This window comes from Marinospirillum minutulum DSM 6287, assembly GCF_000422325.1.
GTDB classification, from domain to species: Bacteria; Pseudomonadota; Gammaproteobacteria; order Pseudomonadales; family Halomonadaceae; genus Marinospirillum; species Marinospirillum minutulum.
The window spans coordinates 50,825-72,417 of record NZ_KE383818.1; the positions used below are offsets into that span (position 1 = coordinate 50,825).

The 21,593-nt window shown below is 44.5% G+C and carries 16 protein-coding genes; 11 read left to right on the forward strand and 5 right to left on the reverse strand.

The window, feature by feature from the left end; genetic code table 11:
* Positions 1–27: 27 nt before the first annotated feature.
* Both H571_RS14860 and recJ read left to right on the forward strand, forming a co-directional pair.
* Positions 28–2,298: a methyl-accepting chemotaxis protein gene (locus H571_RS14860; RefSeq protein ID WP_051168275.1), complete on the forward strand. Its 2,271-nt coding sequence runs from the start codon at positions 28–30 to the stop codon at positions 2,296–2,298.
* Positions 2,291–4,081: a single-stranded-DNA-specific exonuclease RecJ gene (gene recJ, locus H571_RS0109785; protein WP_027849145.1), complete on the forward strand. Its 1,791-nt coding sequence runs from the start codon at positions 2,291–2,293 to the stop codon at positions 4,079–4,081. The genes H571_RS14860 and recJ overlap by 8 nt, the downstream gene beginning before the upstream one ends.
* On the opposite strand, the gene H571_RS0109790 is transcribed toward recJ, so the two are convergent.
* Genes H571_RS0109790 through H571_RS0109800 form a run of 3 tightly spaced genes read right to left on the reverse strand, consistent with a single transcriptional unit; the run spans position 4,074 to position 6,845 of the window.
* Positions 4,074–4,322 (reverse strand): hypothetical protein, encoded by a 249-nt coding sequence (locus H571_RS0109790; RefSeq protein ID WP_027849146.1) that lies wholly within the window; start codon positions 4,320–4,322, stop codon positions 4,074–4,076. The genes recJ and H571_RS0109790 overlap by 8 nt on opposite strands.
* A 53-nt stretch (positions 4,323–4,375) precedes the next feature.
* Entirely contained in the window at positions 4,376–6,088 is a 1,713-nt protein-coding gene (gene dauA, locus H571_RS0109795; RefSeq protein WP_027849147.1) for a C4-dicarboxylic acid transporter DauA, read from the reverse strand.
* Positions 6,089–6,131: 43 nt separating this feature from the next.
* The gene (locus H571_RS0109800; protein WP_084482781.1) at positions 6,132–6,845 is read right to left on the reverse strand and encodes a 2OG-Fe(II) oxygenase; all 714 of its coding nucleotides are present in this window, start codon (positions 6,843–6,845) and stop codon (positions 6,132–6,134) included.
* A gap of 95 nt (positions 6,846–6,940) precedes the next feature.
* Between H571_RS0109800 and glnE the strand changes: the two genes are divergently transcribed.
* The gene (glnE, locus tag H571_RS14865; protein WP_051168276.1) at positions 6,941–9,862 is read left to right on the forward strand and encodes a bifunctional [glutamate--ammonia ligase]-adenylyl-L-tyrosine phosphorylase/[glutamate--ammonia-ligase] adenylyltransferase; all 2,922 of its coding nucleotides are present in this window, start codon (positions 6,941–6,943) and stop codon (positions 9,860–9,862) included.
* Between the two features lie 8 nt (positions 9,863–9,870).
* Here glnE and H571_RS0109810 read toward each other — a convergent pair whose 3' ends face one another.
* Positions 9,871–10,242: a type II toxin-antitoxin system death-on-curing family toxin gene (locus tag H571_RS0109810; protein ID WP_211219788.1), complete on the reverse strand. Its 372-nt coding sequence runs from the start codon at positions 10,240–10,242 to the stop codon at positions 9,871–9,873.
* A gap of 14 nt (positions 10,243–10,256) precedes the next feature.
* Positions 10,257–10,481 (reverse strand): AbrB/MazE/SpoVT family DNA-binding domain-containing protein, encoded by a 225-nt coding sequence (locus tag H571_RS0109815; RefSeq protein ID WP_027849150.1) that lies wholly within the window; start codon positions 10,479–10,481, stop codon positions 10,257–10,259.
* 141 nt (positions 10,482–10,622) lie between these two features.
* On the opposite strand from H571_RS0109815, the gene H571_RS16195 reads away from it, so the two are divergent.
* From H571_RS16195 to sufB, 8 genes are all read left to right on the forward strand, one after another.
* The gene (locus H571_RS16195; protein WP_281167279.1) at positions 10,623–10,754 is read left to right on the forward strand and encodes a hypothetical protein; all 132 of its coding nucleotides are present in this window, start codon (positions 10,623–10,625) and stop codon (positions 10,752–10,754) included.
* Positions 10,755–10,846: 92 nt separating this feature from the next.
* Positions 10,847–11,818, forward strand: a complete 972-nt coding sequence (gene waaF / locus H571_RS0109825; RefSeq protein ID WP_027849151.1) for a lipopolysaccharide heptosyltransferase II — start codon at positions 10,847–10,849, stop codon at positions 11,816–11,818.
* 166 nt (positions 11,819–11,984) lie between these two features.
* Positions 11,985–14,207: an NADP-dependent isocitrate dehydrogenase gene (locus tag H571_RS0109830; protein ID WP_027849152.1), complete on the forward strand. Its 2,223-nt coding sequence runs from the start codon at positions 11,985–11,987 to the stop codon at positions 14,205–14,207.
* 253 nt (positions 14,208–14,460) lie between these two features.
* Complete coding sequence (locus H571_RS0109835) at positions 14,461–15,147, forward strand: response regulator transcription factor (protein ID WP_027849153.1); 687 nt, start codon at positions 14,461–14,463, stop codon at positions 15,145–15,147.
* Between the two features lie 146 nt (positions 15,148–15,293).
* Positions 15,294–17,033 (forward strand): hypothetical protein, encoded by a 1,740-nt coding sequence (locus H571_RS0109840; protein ID WP_027849154.1) that lies wholly within the window; start codon positions 15,294–15,296, stop codon positions 17,031–17,033.
* A 251-nt stretch (positions 17,034–17,284) separates the two neighbouring features.
* Positions 17,285–19,072 (forward strand): hypothetical protein, encoded by a 1,788-nt coding sequence (locus tag H571_RS0109845; RefSeq protein WP_027849155.1) that lies wholly within the window; start codon positions 17,285–17,287, stop codon positions 19,070–19,072.
* A 343-nt stretch (positions 19,073–19,415) separates the two neighbouring features.
* Positions 19,416–19,874: an SUF system Fe-S cluster assembly regulator gene (locus tag H571_RS0109855; RefSeq protein ID WP_027849156.1), complete on the forward strand. Its 459-nt coding sequence runs from the start codon at positions 19,416–19,418 to the stop codon at positions 19,872–19,874.
* Between the two features lie 242 nt (positions 19,875–20,116).
* Positions 20,117–21,574, forward strand: a complete 1,458-nt coding sequence (sufB, locus tag H571_RS0109860) for a Fe-S cluster assembly protein SufB (protein ID WP_027849157.1) — start codon at positions 20,117–20,119, stop codon at positions 21,572–21,574.
* The last annotated feature ends 19 nt before the right edge of the window (positions 21,575–21,593 follow it).

Below are 21,593 nucleotides of genomic sequence, written 5' to 3' on the forward strand. Positions count from 1 at the left end.
TCTATATTTACAAGGAGAAACAACACTATGTTGAATAAGCTAAGTATAGGGCTAAGAATACAATTAGGCTTTGCGTTGGTGTTGATACTAGGTATTGGCATACTACTACCGCTTCAGCTACAAAATATGGATCAACTGATGCTGCGAACAGAGCAGGATGCTCTAAAACGCTTGCATCAAGCTGCCTTAGACGAAATAACAAATCAGCAATCTCAGGCCTTACATTTAGCGGCAGCTATTGCTAATCAACCAGATATACAACGTAATTTTGCTGTACAAAATCGTCAAGTTTTAGAAGAACAGCTTTTACCAGTATTTCAAAACTTGCAGCAAATGGCGGGCATTGAACAAATGCAATTCCACCTACCGCCAGCTACCTCCTTCTTACGCTTACACAAACCAGCTAAGTTTGGTGATGACCTTTCTTCTTTTAGACATACCGTTGTTGAAACCAATCGCAGTAAAAATGCAGTTTCTGGTATAGAAAGTGGCGTAGCGGGTATAGGTATACGGGGTGTAGTACCTGTTACTTGGCAAGGCCGTCATTATGGCAGTTTAGAGTTTGGTTTATCTTTACGCCAAGCCTATGCTGATGCTTTTAAAGCAAGTCAAAAAGCAGACCTAATTATTTACCAAGCAACAGACAAAGGCTTTGAACAGTTAGTAAGTACTTGGCAGGGTCAAGAGCTAATTAAAGCTAACGACCTAAAGCAAGTGATGCAGGGTAAGGTTATGACAACTAGGGCAAGTGACCAAGGTTTAGACATAGCCGTGCTAGCAGCACCTTTAAAAGATTACAGTGGTAACACCATTGGTGTTATGGCTATTTACTCAGATCGCTCCGCTAGCGTTACTGCCTTCCAAAGTGCTATAGCAACCACTTCAACAGTGTCTTTCTTTATCCTTCTAGTAGGCTTGCTGGTTTCTTGGTTGTTAGCAAGAGGCATTATTTCTCCAATTAAACGCCTAAACCTAGCCTTACAAAACATTTCTGAAGGTGAGCAAGACCTGCGTCAACGCTTACCTATAGAGGGTAAAAATGAACTATCAGAAGTAGCCAAGTCTTTTAACAACTTTGTCGCCAAGGTTGAAAAAACCGTACTGTCTGTTTTAGATCATGTGGGCGAGTTAGGCTCTAAGGCTGAATACACCTTCCGTATTACGGGTGAAACCGCTGACTCAATGAAGCGTCAGCAAATGAGCACCGAAGAAGTTTCAACCGCTATGAACGAAATGTCAGTTACTGCAGTAGAAATTGCCAGCCATGCTGCCGAAACTGCCAATGCAACAGAGCAGGCTGATCAAAGCTCAGCCCATGGTAATGATGTTGTGCAGCAAACCAGTGAAGGCATCTCTCGCTTGGCAGCCGAAGTAGATCAAGCGGCACAAGTGATTCGCAAGTTAAATGAATACAGCGAAAACATTGGCAGTATTTTAGATGTTATCAGCGGTATTTCAGAACAAACCAACCTCTTAGCCCTTAATGCGGCCATTGAAGCAGCAAGGGCTGGTGAGCATGGTCGTGGTTTTGCCGTGGTTGCCGATGAAGTGCGTCAGCTAGCACAACGCTCACAAGAAGCCACAGGCCAAATTCACGGCATGATAGAGCAGCTACAACAAGGCGTTGAAGAGTCTGTTAATGTGATTGAACGCAGCCATAAAGAAGCTGAAAAAACCGTTGAACAAACCGAAGCCGCTCGCCTTGCACTGCAAGAAATTACTGAAGCCATGCGCCGTATTAGTGATATGAGCGCACAAATTGCTTCTGCCGCTGAAGAACAAACAGCCGTATCTGATGATATTAACCGTCACATTGTTATTATTAGCGAAGGTGCAGTAGAAACAGTCGGACAAACAGGTAATATCATTGCTGCTACGAGTGGTATAGGCAGTGAAATATCCGCGCTAATGAAGCAAATGCGGGGCTTTAAGGTAAATATTGAACCTCACGTAGAGCTGGCTTTAGCAAAAAGTGCTCACCGAGCATGGAAAGTGCGTTTACGTAGCTTCCTAGATGGTCAATCAACCTTAAGTTTAGATCAAGCAGTAAGCCACAATGATTGTGACCTAGGTGTTTGGTACGGCGGCGATGGCATGAAAAACTTTGGTCATTTCCCCGAAATGAAAGCCTTGAATGAACCGCATAAGCAAATGCACATTCTTATTCAAGAAATTATTAAAGCTAAACAAAATGGCGATACAGCCGAGGCTGAAGACCTCTACCTAAAAGTAGATGATTACTCAGATCAAATTATTGCCTTGCTGAATGAAGTTTTAGCGAAGATAGGGCGTGCTTAAACCTGCTAAAAAAATTGAACTACGCCTTCGGTCAGTTGATAGAAACATTTATCAGCAAGCACTGACTGAAGGTGTTCATCCACTTCTAGCCAGAATACTAGCAGGGCGCTTAAATCAATCTTCACCCTCCATAGCTGCCCTGATAGAGCCGGGCTTAAATCAGCTAGCAGCACCCGATTCACTGGCTGATATAAAACCAGCAGTTGAAAGATTAAAGCTAGCAATTCAAAGGGGTGAAACGCTAGGACTGCTCACTGATTATGATGTTGATGGCATTACCTCTCATGTAGTTATTTATCGTACTCTAACCGAGCTTCTAGGGGTTCCTGCTGAACAGCTACTTAGCTTAATTGGCCATCGTATTGATGATGGTTACGGTGTTAGCGATTCCTTAACAAACCGTATTCTTGCTGCTGACAAACTTCCTAGCGTTATTATCACCGCTGATTGCGGTTCTTCAGATGAACCACGCATTGCCAGACTTAAAGCTGCGGGTATAGATGTGTTAGTAACAGATCACCACACCCTCCCCAAAAGTGGCCCACCAGCTTCAGCTTATGCAGTGATTAACCCAACACGTACAGACTGTAACTACCCAGATAAAACCCTTGCCGGTTGTGGCGTTGCTTGGTTGTTAATGTCTGCCTTGCGTAATTCCATGGTTCAAGAAGGTTTGTTGCCAAGTAGCACACCCAAGCTTAGTTACCTCTTGCCTTTTGTAGCCTTAGGAACTGTTGCCGACTGTGTTTCTTTGGGTGCTAGTGCTATCAATCGTGCTCTAGTTAGAGCGGGATTACAGCTGATGAATACGTCTAATGAAGCTTGTTGGCAAGCATTTCGACAGTTAATGGGAAAGCGACAGGAAGCATTCACTGCCTCCACCCTAGGGTTTCAGCTAGGGCCAAGAATTAACGCCAGCTCACGTATGGCAGACCCTTACGAAGCCCTGCAATACCTACTAGCCAAGTACCCAGAAACAGCAGCACAACATTTAGAATTATTAGACAGCGACAACCAACAAAGGCGAACGGTTGAAAAAGAAATGGTTCAGGCTGCTTTGCAAGGGGCGGAAGAACAGGTTGCTGCGGGTATGCAAAGCTTGGTTGCTTACCTAGAAGAAGGGCATTCGGGCGTACAAGGTATCGTTGCATCAAGGCTAGTAGAAAAACACGGCCGTCCTACTGTAGTTTTAACCCCTGCAAGTGATACTAAACACTTGGTTGCCTCAGCAAGAAGTGTCCCAGGAATTAGCATTCATGCCGCCTTACAGCGAGTCGATGACATGAATCCTGGTATGCTAGTCAAGTTTGGTGGTCACCAAGCCGCTGCGGGCTTAACGCTTTGGCGTGAACGGTTGGTTGATTTTCAGCAGGCTTTTGAACGCGCTATTGTTCTTCAGTTAGGCGAGCGTAAACTAGCACCCTACCTACTAACAGACGGAGAACTAGAACCTAATTTAGTTAGCCTAGAAGCGTTTAATCTACTAAAAAAACTTGAACCCTATGGTAGGGAGTTTGAAGCGCCTTTATTTGAAGGTGTGTTTCATCTGGCGGGAATAAGAGCTGTCGGCGCAGACCCTATTCATCTACAACTCGACTTAACCCTAGCGAATGATACTAATTTAATAAAAGCCATTTGGTTTCGTGCTTTACCTCAGGCTGGGGCTGATTTTCCTTTTCAGGAGGGTGACCAAGTCCGTTTGGCCTACCGTTTAGAAGAGAATGTATTCAGGGGAAGAACAAGCTTACAGCTAATGATTAGTTATGCCGAACTAGTTACTTAAGGCAATCTTTATAATAAATGCCACGGTAATCACGCCAACCTTCTCTGCCATTGGTGTCCATATAAAGCTTAACCATTCGGCAATAATCTGCATCTCTATGCCCTTCCCGAAGTTCGTTAGAATGGGGCTGAATCATAAACTTAGTAAAAAACAAATAAACTAAAACTGCAAAAGCCAAAATAAACAATATTGAGGCAACTAAGGCCACCGTTTTGTTTTGTTCTTCTGGTGAATTGTCCATTTTGCTACTCCAAAATTAAAACTTAATTTATTAACAAGCTTATCGGCTAAGCTTTACTTAATTGTAGTTTGATAGGCTAACCAGCGTTTGCTAGCCTGATTAGCACTGCGAGCAAAGCTAAGGTTGGCATTCTTGCGTATGCCCGCCCTGCGCAGTTTTAAAATTAAATTGGGGGCTAAGCCAATAAATATAATGCGTTTCCCCCTTGCTTCTAATTGGCGTATTGCAGCATCGAGAGAGTCAATAGCAGTTATATCCAAACTAGAAACCTCATGCATATCAACAAAAACAGCATCAATACTAGAAGACACTTGTGATAAACGCCCCAAAGCTTTTTCAGCAGCACCAAAAAATAGTGGGCCAGCAATGCGAATATAAGCAACACCCTTTGGTAGCTGCCTATCTTGGTGTTCACGTTCATTCAATGTATAGCTTTGTGTTGCCTGCGCCATGCGCCCCATAAACAGCAATGAAGCTAACACTATACCTACGCCTACCGCTAGCACCATATCAAACATAACGGTTAGGCTAAAACAGGTAACTAATACTAGCAGATCGCTGCGAGGCGCAACTTTCAACATACGTAACACGTGATGGGCTTCACTCATATTCCAAGCAACAATAAGTAATAACCCAGCTAAAGCGGCCATAGGAAGGTAGGAAAGCCAATCAGAAAAAATAAGCACACTGGCTAGTACCATAAGTGCGTGGAATAAAGCGGCAAAAGGCGAGCGACCGCCTGCCCGTATATTGGCTGCTGTTCTAGCCAAAGCACCTGTAGCAGTAATACCGCCAAAAAAGGGTGCAACTAAATTACCTAAACCTTGCCCAACCAGCTCAGCGTTAGGGTCATGTTTTGTACCTGTTAAAGAGTCGCCCACCACCGCACAAAGCAAAGATTCAATTGCGCCTAACATGGCAATAGTAAAAGCAGCGGGCAGTAGGGCGCTGAATAATTCCCAGCTAAAACCTATTGCTTCAGCTTCGGCATTAGGCATTAACCAAGGCAATAAAAATGAAGGTGCAACGGGCGGAATGCCACGCCCAGACTCTTCACCTAGCGTCCAGCTAAATTGATCACCCAGTAGCACCACATGAAAATCAGTAAACCAAAAACCACCAAGCAAAGCTAAAGCCGTGCCTAGCAATAAAGCAGGTAAGTGACCAGGAATGGGTGTTTTTAAGCGCGGCCAAGCAATAAGAATGGCTAGGGTAACTGCACCAACTAAAAAGTCACCCCAGCTAATTTGTCCAACTAAACTAAAAAAATCCATCAGCTTTATAAAAAAGTGGGCGGTGTTATCCATACCACTCAGCCCAAAAAAATCTTTAAGCTGTAAGCTAGCAATTACTAAAGCAATACCTGCCGTAAAACCCAAGGTAACGGGTGCTGGAATAAATTGAATCAGTCGCCCTAACCTGAGCGCACCCATAGAAAGCTGAATTGCCCCTGCCATTAAAGTAGCTAAGAGCAAACCACCTAAACCGTACTGGCTAGTAACTGGCAACAAAATAACGACAAACGCAGCCGTTGGACCACTAACAGAAAAGCGTGAACCGCCCGTTAGTGCAATAACAGCACCAGCCACTATAGCGGTATATAAGCCGTATTGGGGCGGCACACCACTAGCGATTGCCAGTGCCATAGCCAGAGGAACAGCAATAATACCAAGGGTAATACCGGCTAAAAGGTCGGCGCGTAAATCTTGAAAAGAATAACCTTGTTTAAGGGTTTCTTTAACAGCAGAGGCAAGAGGAAAGGACATGACTCTCCTTAATTTTTACATGAATAAAAAAGATGCAGCCTGTTTAAAGTGCTGGATCTATCCGCCCATTTAAGGAGGTATTACAACGGAACCAACCGGCAATACTCATCCGATTTTTATTGGTAGGAAGCACTTCATGGGGCAAGTCTTCCGACATAAAACAAACAAGCGTACCACTACGTGGTGCAACATCTAATAAAACTTGGTTAGTTTGCGGGTGGTAGAGACGCATTTCACCTGCATCTTCTGTTTGCCAGGCCGAGTTTAAATAAACCACCGTGGTTACCTTGCGGCTAGTGCGCCCACGAAAGCTATCGAGGTGTTTTTTATAAAAAGCACCCGGCGGATAAAGTGCATAGTGGCACTCGTATTCAAACAAGCCTAAAAATAGCTCACGGTTTAGGGTGTTTTTTAACTCCCGCATTATTGCTAAATAAGATTGCTGAGCTAGGCTGCTACCATCAAACCAGTGGGTATAATCACCACGAACGTCTTCATTCAATAGGTGGTTTTTGCCTCTACCTATACCCGCCGGTGAAAGGCGTGACTGCTCACGCAAGCCCTGTAAATCTTGCTGCAGCTGATCACATAAATCTTGCGACAAATAATTCTCTGCAACAAACCACTGGTTTTCTACTAGGCCATTAATTAGGCTAGTGAAACAAATGTTTGCCGGTTCTGCTGGGGTAACTAAGTCTGGGCTAGGTGGTGTTTCTAGTGCTAAGTTTACAGCGAGTTTTAAAGGAATTTCAGACATACTTAAGTGCCTGTAAAATAAGGTTGAGCCAGAAAGTATCAGTCACTAGGCTGACAGGATTATTTTAAACTTTTTTCTAAGGTAGGGTTATAGCCGTGTCACCAGTTGATTTATCATTTTTGCCTTCCAAGCTACAAGCTATAACCCATCAGGCACTCAGCCGTTTAAACCCTGATGCTGCTACACAACAGCCCGAAGGTTTAGCTGGGCTATTAGCCACCAGTGATTACGCGGCAGAAGTGCTAGCAACAGATGCTAAAATGTTATCTCAGCTAGCCAAAGCAGACCGTTTAACTCCACCCCTAAAATTGGCTGATTATAAGCTTTGGTGCCAGCAGGCCTTAAGCAATGAAGAGGGTCGGCCACCTACCGATGAAGCAAGTCTACTAACTAAATTAAGGCTTTTTCGTCGTGCTGTTATGTTACGCCTATTATGGCGAGATTCCCAATTTGCAGGTCAACCCCAACAGGTTTGGCAAACTGCCGCAGAAATTACCGCACTAGCAGAAGTTACCACCGAAGCTGCTTTAGCTTGGCTAGAAGACTTCTATGCACCCTTATGGGGAAAACCTTACCCAAGAGGAACTAGCCCAGCTAAGGTTGAAGCAGGTGAAGTAAAGCCACTTCGCCTTGTTGTTTTAGGTATGGGAAAACTAGGCGCAGGTGAATTAAACCTATCCTCAGACATAGACCTTATTTTTGCCTTTGAATCCCAAGGTGAAACGCTAGGCGGCAAACGCAGCTTTGAGAATCAAGAATACTTTACTCGGCTAGGTCAAAAGCTAATTGCCCTGTTAGATAAACCCACGGCAGAAGGTTTTGTATTTCGGGTTGATATGCGACTACGCCCTTATGGCGATGCCGGTGCTTTGGCACTCAGCTTTAATGCCTTATTAGAATATTACCAGCAACAAGGCCGTGATTGGGAACGCTACGCCATGATTAAAGCACGGGTAATTGCCGGTGATAAGCAGGCAGGTGAAAGTTTACTAAATGAGCTGCGCCCCTTTGTGTACCGTAAATATTTAGACTTTAGCGCCATTGAAGCTTTACGCGCCATGAAGGCAATGATTAACCGAGAAGTGCGCCGCAAAAGCTTAGAAAACAACATTAAGCTAGGTTTGGGCGGTATTCGTGAAGTGGAATTTATTAGCCAAGTTTTCCAGTTAATTCGAGGTGGCAGAGATACAGAATTACAAGAACGCTCTATTAGAAAAGTGCTACCAGTTATTTCTAGCCTAGGCTTAATGCCAGAAGAAGCCAGCAAAGAGCTATTAGTAGCCTATGAGTTTTTGCGTGATTTAGAACATGCCTTGCAAGGTTTAGCAGACAAACAAACCCAAACCCTGCCTGAAGATGAAATAGCTCAAGCACGCCTTGCTTGGCGCTGTGGTTTTGCAGACTGGCCAGCTTTATACCAGCATTTACAGTTAATTAAACAGCAGGTTCGCCAGCATTTTAATGCAATTATTGCCGACCCAGAAGAAGAGCAACCAGAGCCAACCAAAATAGATGAAGCCCTTGCTTGCCTATGGAATGAACAAGCAGAACCCGCCCTAGCAGAAGAAGCATTTCAGCAAGCAGGCTTTAAAAAAGCCGATGCCAGCTTAAAAGTATTGCAGTCGCTTTATTCCAGCCGAGCCGTTGCCAATATGCAGCCCATCGGTCGTGAAAGGCTTAACCAACTAATGCCACAACTATTAATGGCCGTAGCTGCCACCCAAAACCCAGATGCAGCCTTAGAGCGAACCCTTTGGTTAGTCGAAGCCGTGTTACGCCGTACCGCCTACCTAGTTTTGCTAACAGAAAACCCAGAAGCCCTAAAACAACTGGTCACTATTTGTGCCGCCAGCCCTTGGTTAGCCGAGCAGCTAGCTAAAATGCCAATCCTTTTAGATGAACTGCTTAGCCCAGAAACCCTTTACACCCCTGCCGATAAAAACCGCTTACAAGATGAACTTCGCCAGCATTTAACCCGTATTCCAGAAGAAGACATAGAAGCCTTAATGGAAGCCCTGCGCTATTTTCGTCATGCCAATGTTTTACGTGTCGCCGCCTCTGATTTAATCGCCCAGCGGCACTTAATGAAAGTTAGTGACTACCTCACCTACATAGCAGAAGTGCTACTTGAAAAAGTGCTTAACCAAACCCTGCGCGATTTAACCCGCCGTTATGGTCGCCCCAGGTTAAGTAATGGTGAACCAGCAGACAGCGGCTTCATTATAGTGGGTTACGGCAAACTAGGCGGTATAGAACTAGGCTATGGCTCAGATTTAGACTTGGTTTTTATCCATGACGGTCACCCCACCCTAGCCAGTGATGGAGAAAAAAACCTAGACAGCGTGACTTGGTTTAGCCGTTTAGGGCAGCGCATTATTCATTTTTTAGCCACAGCAACACCCTCTGGGCAACTCTATGAAGTGGATATGCGCCTACGACCTTCAGGCAATGCCGGTTTATTAGTCAGTAGCTTAAAAGCCTTTGCCGATTACCAAGCCAACCAAGCTTGGACTTGGGAACACCAAGCCTTAGTGCGTGCACGAGTTGTGGCGGGTGATGCCCAGCTAACACAGCAATTTAATGCATTGCGGGGCACTATTCTTGGTCAAAAAAGAGACCTAGCCAAGCTAAGAGAAGATGTGGTTAGTATGCGAGAAAAAATGCGCGCTAACCTAGGTTCAAAACAAGGCGAAGTTGACCTCTTCCATGTAAAACAAGATGCCGGTGGTTTGGTGGATATAGAGTTTATGGTGCAATACCTAGTGCTTGCCTACAGCCACGCCCACCCACAGCTTTATGAATTTACCGACAATATGCGTATTTTAGATGCGTTAGCCGCCACAGGCGTATTACCCCAAGCAAAGGTCGATAGTTTACAAGAAGCCTATTTGATTTACCGCAAAACAACCCATCATGCAGCACTAGAAAAAGCCGGTACTTTTTTACCCGCACAACCCTGGGTTGAATACCGCCAGCAAGTCACACAAGTATGGCAAGAGCTTTTGCTTAATGGCTAAAAATTGGACTAGATAAAAGCTATATTTGATTCAAACCATTTGCTTAGCTTTTCTTCTCCAATATCACCTGCAGCTAAAGCCTCAAAGGTAACCGCAGCTTCGGCTTCTGCTGCCGTAAACTCATAGCCATTCAATTCTAAAAACAAAACACCAACAGTAAAAGCTACTCTCTTATTTCCATCAATAAAAGCGTGATTTTTTACAAGCCCATAGCTGTAGGCTGCTGCTAAATCAAAATGTGTAGCTAATGGCTCATAAGCAAACTTTTGATGTGCTCTAGCTAGTGCAGACTTAAGTAATGCTTCATCTCGAACACCTGATGCTCCACCATGTTCTGACAACAACATGGTGTGAATTGCTAGAACAACACTTTCTAACACCCATTTAGGCTCCATCATTTAGCTAGTTCACGGAGTGTATTGCGGTAGCGTGCCATAATATTTTCGGCAGCTGAAATCTGTTCCTCAAAATCTTGTTGGTAGGGTGTTAATGTATAACCCTCAGGTGACTCAACTAAATACAAAAAATCCCCTTTATTTGCTTTCATCTTGCCAAGTGCCTCTTTGGGTAGGAGAATTCCCATTGAATTACCTACAGTTGTAACTTTCACCTTAAGCATAAGTCCACCTTGATAAAGTTATAACAAATGTTATTACAAAGATTATCACTATCTAATTTGCTTAACAAGGTTGCGTCCTACCTTGTGTTACTTGTTTTTATTTAAATTTTTTAATTAATCTAAAGATACAAGAGGCGTGAAATGACACTAAAATTCTACAACAGCCCCTTTCATGCAACCCATGACAAAGAAACTGCAAGAAAAATGCTAAGAAAGATTGATCTTTCCATACTGCTAAAAAGCTTTAAAAAAGAGCCTAGCTTGTTTCAGTGATCTAGCGCAGTTAATTCAAAAAATGCAAAAGACTAAAATTTGCCCGTGCAGTAAGCTTGTTTGCAGCCTAGTTAAATAACCATAGGAATTTTATGCCCCGCTTTAAACGTGCCAAGTCAGGTCGTAATCTAGTGCTACTGCCCGGTAGTGCAGAAAAGGTTTTGCTGGCGCAAGCCTTATTAAATGATGTTCGTGCTCGCTACCCTAAGCAACCCCTAGATGTAATGACTCCTATGGGGCTAACCAACTTGGTTAAGCGTTTTCCACAGGTTGATGAATTATGGAATATGCCCGAGCCTAACATGGGCATTAAGGTGTTTTGGAATGCTGGTGTTACTTTGCAGGGCAAAGATTATGACCGAGCTTGGGTTTTGCCAGAACGCTTTAAACCAGCATTAATTCCTGCCCTTGCCAACATTCCAGAAAGAACGGGTTACCGTGGTTTATACCGCTATGCCTTGTTAATGGATATTCGCCTAGCGCGTAAAGATTTACACCCCCATTTGGTTGATCGTTACCGTGCTTTAGCTTGGGATATAGGCGAACCCTTGCCGGAATATCAGCCAGTTAAACTTAAAATTGATGAAAAACAACAAGCCGCACTGCTAGAACAGCATAAACTTACCCTAGATAAACCCGTTTTAGCTTGGAGTCCAGGTACTCGAAATGTACCCAAAGACAGCTTAAATTCTGTAGCTAGCCTACAAGCAATAGAAGCAGAGTTATTAAAAGCAGTAGAGCAAGGCTGGCAAATTTGGTTATTTGGCTCGCGCCATGAGTTATTAGAAATTGCCGAGCTGATTGCCCAGATGAACACCCAACTCGCTGCATCAGTAACAGTTTTAGCAGGTTTACTAAGTTGGGATGAAATTGTCGATTTAATGGCTTTAGCTAAAGCGCAGGTAGCACAAGACAATGCGCTGGCTTTGTTAGGCTTAAGTTGCGGTCTGCCTACCTACCTAGCAGTTGCAGAAACACCTAAGCATTTAGGTCAAGCAACGGGTTTGGGGGCTGAGTGGGTAAAGGTAGATCAACTAGCAGCGAGTCTAATCCCTTGGTATTAAGCTCTGCTGGTATAAAAATTGGCAAATTTTCTGTAAAATGGATGTTGTAAAATTACTAGCCAAATTCAAAACCTGTTTTTAAGCGTATAACTCTAGCGTTAAGTGTGATCAAAAGTTACACCAGCAGAGAGTTGTCGATCATGCAACTAAGGAATCGGGGAATTAAATGACAACACCTAAAATTGTTTATACTTTGACAGATGAAGCACCAGCTCTAGCAACCTATTCACTTCTGCCTGTTGTTAGTGCTTTTGCAAAAGCCGCGGGTATTGAAGTAGAAACCAGCGATATTTCTGTTGCTGCCCGTATTCTAGCCGGTTTTTCTGACCGTCTAAAAGAAGATCAGCGTGTGGCAGATACCCTAGAAGAACTAGGTGAGCTAGCCAAACAACCAGACTCTAATATTATAAAACTACCTAACATTAGTGCTTCTATCCCTCAGCTAAAAGCAGCCATAAAAGAGCTACAGTCGCAAGGTTTTGATTTGCCTGATTATGTAGACGAACCAACAACCGAAGAAGAAAAAGACACCCACGCACGTTACGCTAAAGTTTTAGGTAGTGCGGTTAACCCAGTTTTACGTCAGGGTAACTCAGACCGTCGTGCACCCCCTGCTGTTAAAGCTTTTGCGCGTAAATTCCCTCACTCTATGGGTAAGTGGAGCAAGGCATCACGTTCACACGCAGACTACATGCGTGGCGGTGACTTCTTCTCTACCGAACAAGCCATTACCATGGAAAAAGCCGGTGATGTGCGTTTAGAGTTTGTAGGTAAAGATGGCAAGGTTGAAGTTAAAAAGACCCTAGCTTTACAAGAAGGCGAAGTATTAGACAGCATGTGCATGAGTGCTCGCCAGCTTAGCAACTTCTTCGAGCGCACCCTGCGTGAATGTAAAGAAGATGGTGTTATGTGGTCGCTTCACGTTAAAGCCACCATGATGAAAGTCTCTCACCCTATCGTTTTTGGTCACGCGGTACGCACCTTCTTTAAAGAAGTGTTTGATAAGTACGGTGATTTGTTTGAAGAGTTGGGCGTTAACCCTAACAACGGTATGGCTAGCGTTTACGACAACATCAAAAGCTTGCCTCAGTCGCAGCAAGAAGAAATTGAAGAAGCCATTCATGCTTGCTACGAGCACCGCCCAGAAATGGCAATGGTTGATTCAGTAAAAGGTATTACTAACCTGCACGTACCTAGCGATGTAATTGTTGATGCTTCTATGCCAGCAATGATTCGTAACTCAGGTAAAATGTGGGGTCGTGATGGCAAACTGAAAGATGCTAAAGCGGTTATGCCAGAGTCTACCTACGCACGTATTTACCAAGAAATGATTAACTTCTGCCGTACTAATGGCGCATTTGACCCAACCACTATGGGTACTGTGCCTAACGTTGGTTTAATGGCCATGAAAGCAGAAGAATACGGTTCGCACGACAAAACCTTTGAAATGCAAGCAGACGGAACCATGCGTGTTGTGACAGCAGATGGCACAGTTCTTATGCAGCATGAAGTAGAAAAAGGTGATATTTGGCGTGCTTGTCAAACCAAAGATGCCGCTATTCGTGACTGGGTAAAACTAGCAGTAACCCGCGCACGTAACTCAGAAACCACAGCAATTTTCTGGTTAGATGCCGAGCGTGCCCACGACCGTGAGCTACGCAAAAAAGTAGAAGTTTACCTAAAAGAGCATGACACTTCTGGCTTAGACTTGCGTGTAATGGGCTACAACCGTGCCATTCGTACCACTATGGAACGTCTAATTCGCGGTAAAGACACCATTTCTGTAACCGGTAACGTATTGCGTGACTACCTAACTGACTTGTTCCCCATTATGGAACTAGGCACTTCAGCTAAAATGCTGTCGATTGTTCCTATGTTGGCAGGCGGCGGTATGTACGAAACAGGCGCAGGCGGTTCAGCACCTAAGCACGTACAGCAAGTGCTAGAAGAAAACCACTTGCGTTGGGATTCTTTAGGCGAATTCTTAGCTATCGCGGTTTCTTTAGAAGAGCTAGGCATGAAGAACGACAATAAAACCGCTAAGGTTTTAGGTCAGGCGCTAGATAAAGCCACAGGTACTTTGTTAGAAAATAACAAGTCGCCTTCACGTAAAGTAGGCGAGCTAGACAACCGTGGTAGCCATTTCTACCTAACCCTTTACTGGGCGCAAGAGTTGGCAGCACAAAAAGATGATGCAGCACTAGCAGCTAAGTTTGCTCCTTTAGCTAAAACCCTAGCAGAAAAAGAAACACAAATTCTTGAAGAGCTAGGCAAGGTGCAAGGTCAGCCAGTTGATTTAGGCGGTTATTACCGTTTAGACCAAGCCAAGGTGAATGCAGTGATGCGTCCTAGTGCTACCTTCAATCAGGCGATTGAAAGCGTTAAATAATCCAGCGGGTTGAACGATGAAAAACCCCCGAAGTACCGCAAGGTGCTTCGGGGGTTTTGTTTTGAGCTTGCCTGATGGCTGAAGCTTGTCATTGCCACCGTTTTATGCGCTTAGTGTTAATAATATTGCAAGTTCTGTCATAATGTCTTTTAATGATCTGTACAGCCGGTCAGACATGTAGACTGCCAACGTATAACCCAAGGTTCCCGCCACCCCTCTCTGGAGGAAAAGGAATAGCAATTTTTGGTCGATTATGGAAACGGACTTCAAGATAAAGCCTAGTAAAACACAAATAAAATCCATCTTAATGGTGGAAGGTGAACCTGCAATGCAGGTACGTTTGCTGACTCTTTTAAGAAGTCTGGGTTACAGCAGAGAGTCTGTCTATATCGCCGGTAGTTTTTCAGAGGCTCACGAATTGGTTCACGCCAAGGTATTTGAGCTGATACTGATTGATGTGGGTTTATCCAAAGAATGTGGGGTTGATTTTATTAAGGCTGTGCGCCAGCAGAGTGCAGATGTAATCATGCTGGTTATTTCTGCATGGAGTACACAGGCGTGCATTTTGGGAGCACTGAATGCTGGTGTTAGTGGCTACCTGCTTAAAGAACGTGATGATTTTGAATTAACCTTGCTACTCCGAAGCGCTACAAAAGGTGGGACACCCATAGATCCCTTTATTGCCAAACACCTGCTGTCGAACTTGCAGTCGGACGAAAAAACACAGGTCGTCAGTGAAAACCCACTCTCAGCAAGAGAGACTGAGGTTTTACAGCTGCTTGCAAGGGGGCTTTCCAATCCGGAAATTGCAGAAAATCTCTTTATTTCACGTAATACCGTTGAAGCGCACGTTAAAAAAATCTACCGAAAGTTGGATGCTGGTTCCCGCATGAACGCAGTGAGTGCCGCTCGAAGCATGGGCTTGATCGATTTGGACTGATCGCTCATTAACGAGACCTTAACCATCTGGCAAAGTTTGTCCAGCTGTTCCAAAAAATCACCGAACTCGGTAATAGATCTGACCGAGCGGATGGTTTTTAATGCGATCTTTACAATCCATCAGGCATAAATTGTAAGGAAAGCAACGTGCGTACAAAAAAAACAACAGGTCTGCAGTTTGCAGCGACATTACTGGCCACGCTGGTCTTGGCGGCTTGCGGCGGTGGAGACAGCTCAAGCAGTGCAGGCAGCACTCCAACAGGTGGTGATACCGACACGCACCCAACCAGCTATACCCTGACCGTAGATTTGGCAGGGTTGAATACGGGTGCTGAGTTAGTGCTCAAAGATCAGCAGCCGGGTTCGCCGCTGGGTGATTTACACCTGACTGAAGATGGCAGTTACACCTTTACCGGTGAGTTAAAGCCAAATGATGCGTTCGACCTGGTGATTGCCAGGCTGACACAACCGCACGCCAATCTTCTAGATAATTCGGAACCTGACATTTATGCGCCAAAGCCGCGCAGTCAGTGCCAGCTAACCGGTGCAGAAGGGAATGCAGAAGGAACCAGTCAAAATATCAATGTAAAGGTTGAGTGTGAAACCGACCTCGTCTACGTGCATACTGCTTTTAATGAATCTTATGCGTTTGAAGAGGTTTGGTCCTGGAATGGCACAAAAAAGACATTGATCCATCAATTTGATCAGAGTGAGTCTCTTAAATATTGGGGTATAGCAAATGATAAGTTACTGGTTGCTACTGAAGTTGACGGTAACTTAAGATTGCAAATGATTGATGAGCAGGGAGCGCATCTGGTGAAGGGGATTGCTTCACCTTCCCTTCATCATTTTTACGAGCATGATGGCAAGGTTTATTTGTTTTACCAGGAGAGTTCTGACAGCAACTCACTTCTCTATCGTGTGAGTCATGAGGGTTTGGTTAATCTGGCTATCGATACTAAAAGTTTTAGACCTGATCGTGTTCTAGTGGGTGATGCGGGCGTTTTTATATGGGACGGGGGAGCGGGGCTTTGGAAGCTGGATGAGGAATCAAATGCTTTTATTAAGGTTTTAAATCTGGTTATTAAAAATAATGTTGATCCGATCAATGACAGTGATGGTGTTGGTACACACATTGAAGAAGTGTATATGGCTGGCGATAGGCTCTATATTTCTGCAATGCGTTTCCTTGATTTTGACCCTACGTACACTTTGTGGACTTTAGCCGCAGGTAGTAATGAACCAGAAATAATCCAGGACAAGAATAGTGAAATGTCTAACGCCTATTTCTCAATAGGTAGTGATTTCCTATTTTCCGATAATGGTTGGAATGTTCTGGAAAAAATAAATGAAGATGGTCAACGTGAGTTTCTGCTTTACTATTCGGTTTACAACTGGAAAGATGTATGGCCTGCACCGGGCGGCGTTGCTTGGGGCGATAAGAAATACTTTTTTAATGGCAAAACTGAAGGAGTTTATCGTTATCAAGTGTTGTGGGCTTATGGAGAAAATGGCATTGCATCAGAGGTTGATATTGCAGATAACGATGGAAATTATTTTGAACTGGTAAAAACTGGTCACACTATCCATTCTATTCATCGGCTGCATGATACTGTGCTGATAGATATTAATGCCAATCCTGATAAAAAGCCCTATTACCTGCTGAATAAAAATGCTGAAGGTGGCATTGTGCAAAGGCAGTTGAAGACTGATGTTAGTTACAAGACTTTTGAAGCTTTCAACGTTGCTTACATGAATGATCAGCTTTATTTCTTTGGTGAAGCTAAAGTCGATGATGATGTGAAAAATATATCCGATATCGGGTTGTGGAAAGCAGACCCGGATACCGGTGTTCTAGAGGCTGTGCATACTGTGCGCTTTGAGTGATCAACTTCCCGGCTACGGCCGGGTTTTTTTATACCACAATGTAAAAATTCTGATTGCTGATGACCTGTCAATACTCGCAGTATGGGCTTGATCGATTTGGACTGATCGCTCATTAACGAGACCTTAACCATCTGGCAAAGTTTGTCCAGCTGTTCCAAAAAATCACCGAACTCGGTAATAGATCTGACCAAGCGGATGGTTTTTAATGCGATCTTTACAATCCATCAGGCAAAAATTGTAAGGAAAGCAACGTGCGTACAAAAAAAACAACTGGACTGCAGTTTGCAGCGACATTACTGGCCACACTGGTCTTGGCGGCTTGCGGCGGCGGAGACAGCTCAAGCAGTGCAGGCAGCACTCCACCAGGTGGTGACACCAATACTCAACAGCCACCAACAACCGATACCGACACGCACCCAACCAGTTATACCCTGACCGTAGATTTGGCAGGGCTGAATACGGGTGCTGAGTTAGTGCTCAAAGATCAGCAGCCGGGTTCTCCGCTGGATGATTTGTACCTGACAGAAGATGGCAGCTACACCTTTACTGGTGAGTTAAAGCCAAATGATACGTTCGACCTGGTGATTGCCAGGCTGGCACAACCGACCGCCACGCTTGACACGGATGAAGGTGTAGGTCATGCGCCAAAGCCGCGCAGTCAGTGCCAGTTAACCGGTGCAGAAGGGAATGCAGAAGGAACCAGTCAAAATATCAATGTAAAGGTTGAGTGTGAGACCGACCTCGTCTACCTGCATGAAGCTTTGATTGAGGATGGAGCGGGTAATAAAGATTCATTTTGGCAGGTTTGGTCCTTGAATGGCATAGAAAAGACATTAATCCATCAATTTGCTGAGCACGAGCTTCCTAAGTACTGGATTGTAGCAAATGATAAATTGCTGTTTGTTACTGAGGTGTTAGAAGATGGCGGAAAAATTAGGTTGCAAATGATTGATGGGCAGGGAGCGCATGTGGTGAAGGAGATTGCTAGCCCTTACGATTATGAATTTTACGAGCATGACGGCAAGGTTTATTTATTTTACCAAGAGAAATATGCAGGCAACTCATCGCTCTATCGTGTGAGTCATGAGGGTTTGGTTAATCTGGCTATCGATACTGAAAGATTTGAAGATGAAGGTGTTCTAGTAGGTGATGCGGGCGTTTTTATATGGGATAGCCGCGAGGGTCTTTGGAAACTGGATGAAGAATCAAATGCTTTTATTAAGGTTTTAAATCTGTTTAATACCAATTTTGTTGATCCGATCAATGACAGTGATGGTGTTGGTAGATTCATTGATGAAGTGTATATGGCTGGCGATAGGCTCTATATTTCTGCAAAGCGTGCCCTTGAGTTAGGCACTACGTACACTTTGTGGACTTTAGCCGCAGGTAGTAATGAACCAGAAATAATCCAGGATAAGATGCCTTCAGAAGGTTTCTCAATAGGTAGTGATTTCCTATTTTTCGATATTAGAGAGAGTGTTCTGGAAAAAATAAATGAAGATGGTCATCGTGAGTTGCTGCTTGACAGTTCAGTTCACTTCTGGTCAATAGCTTGGGATTGGCGTGGTGGTGTTGTTTGGGGCGATAAGAAATACTTTTTTAATGGAAAGCTTGAGGAGGGTAAACCTTATCAGGTCTTATGGGCTTATGGAGAAGATGGCATTGCATCAGAGGTTGAGTTTGCAGAAAACCATGGAAATTATTTTGACCTAGTAAAATCCGATTATTATATCGATTCTATTCATCGGTTGCATGACACTGTGCTGATAAAAACAACTGATAGCGATCCTAATAACAACCCCTATTACTACCTGTTGAATACAAATGCTGCAGGTGGCATTGTGCAAAGGCAGTTGACGACTGATGTTAGTTACAAGGCTTTTGAAGCTGAATCTGTTGCTTACATGAATGATCAGCTTTATTTTCTTGGCGCCGCTAAAGTCGATGATAGTAGCAATAATATATACGATGTGGGGTTGTGGAAAGCAGACCCGGATACCGGCGTTCTAGAGGCTGTGCATACGGAGCGCTTCCAGTGATCAACTTCCCGGCTACGGCCGGGTTTTTTTATGGGTTGCAGGTTCACGTAAAGCGGGCGGGCTCCAGAGCCCGGGAACCTTGATCACCTTCATCAAACTTGTCGTCAAAATCTTTAGTTTTCATACAGCTCTACCTCTTTCTCGTCCCGGTAAGTGATCACGGCTGACCAGTGCTTCACACCAATACGACCGATAACAACAAGTAAATCCTGATCCTTTTGTACTCGTTAAGCAAGAATGCAGGTGTGACTGGCTTTCAGTACCTGACTGGTTTACTGGGAATTTAAAAGGGACTAGAATAGTCTTCAATAGAAAAGAACAGGGGATGCCCTCGGGGCTGGATGTGCTTAGACTCAGTAAACTGACCGATTACGCCGTGGTGTTGATGGCGCAGCTGGCGCGTGAGCCAGGGCGTTTGTATGCCTCGGCAGAGCTGGCGGAAACACTGGGTTTGCCGAAACCGACGGTGAGTAAGCTGTTAAAGATGCTGGTGAAGTCACAGCTGCTGGTGTCCCGTCGGGGTACTCAGGGTGGTTATCAGCTAGCCAAAGCAGCGCATCGAATTACAGTGAGTGATCTGATAGCGGCAATAGAAGGGCCGGTAGCGATGACAGAGTGCAGTTTGGAAGACTCTCAGTGTGACTTGATCAGCCAGTGTGGTGTTGCTAACAACTGGCAGCGCGTAACCTTGGCAGTGCACCAGCTACTTGCTTCAGTAACCTTAGCGCAGCTGGCACAAACGCAGCCAATTAAACTACCTTGGATACAGATACAAACCCTAACTTTGCATGATGTAGGGTAAATATTGGTAGAGACTGGCGATAGGGTGGCTGCTGATTACAAGGTGCCGACTTTGCATGGTGCAGGGTAAATATTGATAGAGACTGGCTGTAGGGTGGCTGCTTCTTCAGGCTGTCCACAACAGGACGTTGTGGCCAGAGCTTACAGGGATGTATTTACGCGTCCTGAAGAAGCCTAGCCTACAAAGCCAGCCAGTAAGAAACCAAGATTATAAATAAGACTTGATGATGTCCGGAGACCAGCATGGCAAATGAAGAAATGGAGCAGCTTGTTAGCAGTGAATATAAGCAAGGCTTCGTAACCGATATAGAAAGTTATACTCTACCGCCTGGGCTGGACGAAGAAGTTATTCGTTACATTTCCAGCAAGAAAAAAGAACCGCAGTGGTTGCTAGACTGGCGTTTAGAAGCCTTTGCCCTGTGGAAAGAAATGCACGACCCTCAGGCTTGGGCGAATATTGGATACCCCAAAATAGATTTCCAAGCTATTTCCTACTATTCCGCGCCAGGTGCTAAAGACAAAAACGCACCTAAAAGCCTAGATGAAGTAGACCCTAAACTGCTAGAAACTTTTGAAAAACTGGGTATTCCACTACACGAACGCGCAGCACTTGCCGGTGTTCGGGGCGTGGCGGTAGATGCCGTGTTTGATTCCGTTTCTGTAGGTACTACCTTTAAAAAAGAACTGGCCGAAGCTGGGGTAATTTTTTGCTCCATTTCAGAAGCGGTGCAAGACCACCCAGAGCTAGTACGCAAATACCTAGGCACGGTGGTTTCTAAAACTGACAACTTCTATGCCGCCCTTAACGCTGCTGTGTTTACCGACGGTTCTTTTGTATTTGTGCCTAAAGGCGTTACCTGCCCAATGGAGCTTTCTACCTATTTCCGTATTAACGCAGCTAATACGGGGCAGTTTGAGCGCACGTTAATTATTTGTGAAGAAGGCGCTCAGGTTAGTTACCTAGAAGGTTGTACAGCGCCCATGCGTGATGAAAACCAGTTACACGCTGCGGTTGTTGAATTGGTTGCCCTAGATGATGCCTACATTAAATATTCAACGGTACAAAACTGGTATCCGGGTGATGAAGAAGGCCTAGGCGGTATTTACAACTTTGTTACCAAGCGTGGCGATTGCCGTGGTGACCGTTCCAAAATTAGCTGGACGCAAGTAGAAACCGGTTCGGCAATTACTTGGAAATACCCTAGCTGTATTCTGCGTGGTAAAGATTCAGTGGGTGAATTCTATTCCGTTGCGGTAACTAATAATTTTCAGCAAGCCGATACCGGTACCAAGATGATTCATCTTGGTGAAGGCAGTCGCTCGACCATTATCTCTAAGGGTATTTCAGCGGGTCGTTCTAACCAGTCTTACCGTGGCTTGGTTAAAATTCTGCCCAGCGCAAAAAATGCCCGTAACTTTACTCAGTGCGATTCTTTACTGTTAGGCGATAAGTGCGGTGCACACACCTTCCCTTACCAAGAAATTGGTAATGCTACGGCTCAGGTTGAACACGAAGCGACCACCTCAAAAATTGGTGAAGACCAGCTTTTCTACTGTATGCAGCGCGGTATTTCTGAAGAAGATTCGGTCAACATGATTGTTAACGGTTTTTGTAAAGATGTTTTCCAAGAATTGCCGATGGAATTTGCGGTTGAAGCAGAAGCCTTATTAAACGTCACCTTAGAGGGCGCTGTGGGTTAAATAGAAACCACCGCTTAAT

Coding starts and splice junctions, on each gene's coding strand:
- H571_RS14860 (WP_051168275.1), top strand. CDS start 28: ATGTTGAATAAGCTAAGTATAGGGCTAAGAATACAATTAGGCTTTGCG.
- H571_RS0109790 (WP_027849146.1), bottom strand. CDS start 4,322: ATGGACAATTCACCAGAAGAACAAAACAAAACGGTGGCCTTAGTTGCC.
- dauA (WP_027849147.1), bottom strand. CDS start 6,088: ATGTCCTTTCCTCTTGCCTCTGCTGTTAAAGAAACCCTTAAACAAGGT.
- H571_RS0109800 (WP_084482781.1), bottom strand. CDS start 6,845: ATGTCTGAAATTCCTTTAAAACTCGCTGTAAACTTAGCACTAGAAACA.
- H571_RS0109815 (WP_027849150.1), bottom strand. CDS start 10,481: ATGCTTAAGGTGAAAGTTACAACTGTAGGTAATTCAATGGGAATTCTC.
- H571_RS16195 (WP_281167279.1), top strand. CDS start 10,623: ATGACACTAAAATTCTACAACAGCCCCTTTCATGCAACCCATGACAAA.
- waaF (WP_027849151.1), top strand. CDS start 10,847: ATGCCCCGCTTTAAACGTGCCAAGTCAGGTCGTAATCTAGTGCTACTG.
- H571_RS0109830 (WP_027849152.1), top strand. CDS start 11,985: ATGACAACACCTAAAATTGTTTATACTTTGACAGATGAAGCACCAGCT.
- H571_RS0109835 (WP_027849153.1), top strand. CDS start 14,461: ATGGAAACGGACTTCAAGATAAAGCCTAGTAAAACACAAATAAAATCC.
- sufB (WP_027849157.1), top strand. CDS start 20,117: ATGGCAAATGAAGAAATGGAGCAGCTTGTTAGCAGTGAATATAAGCAA.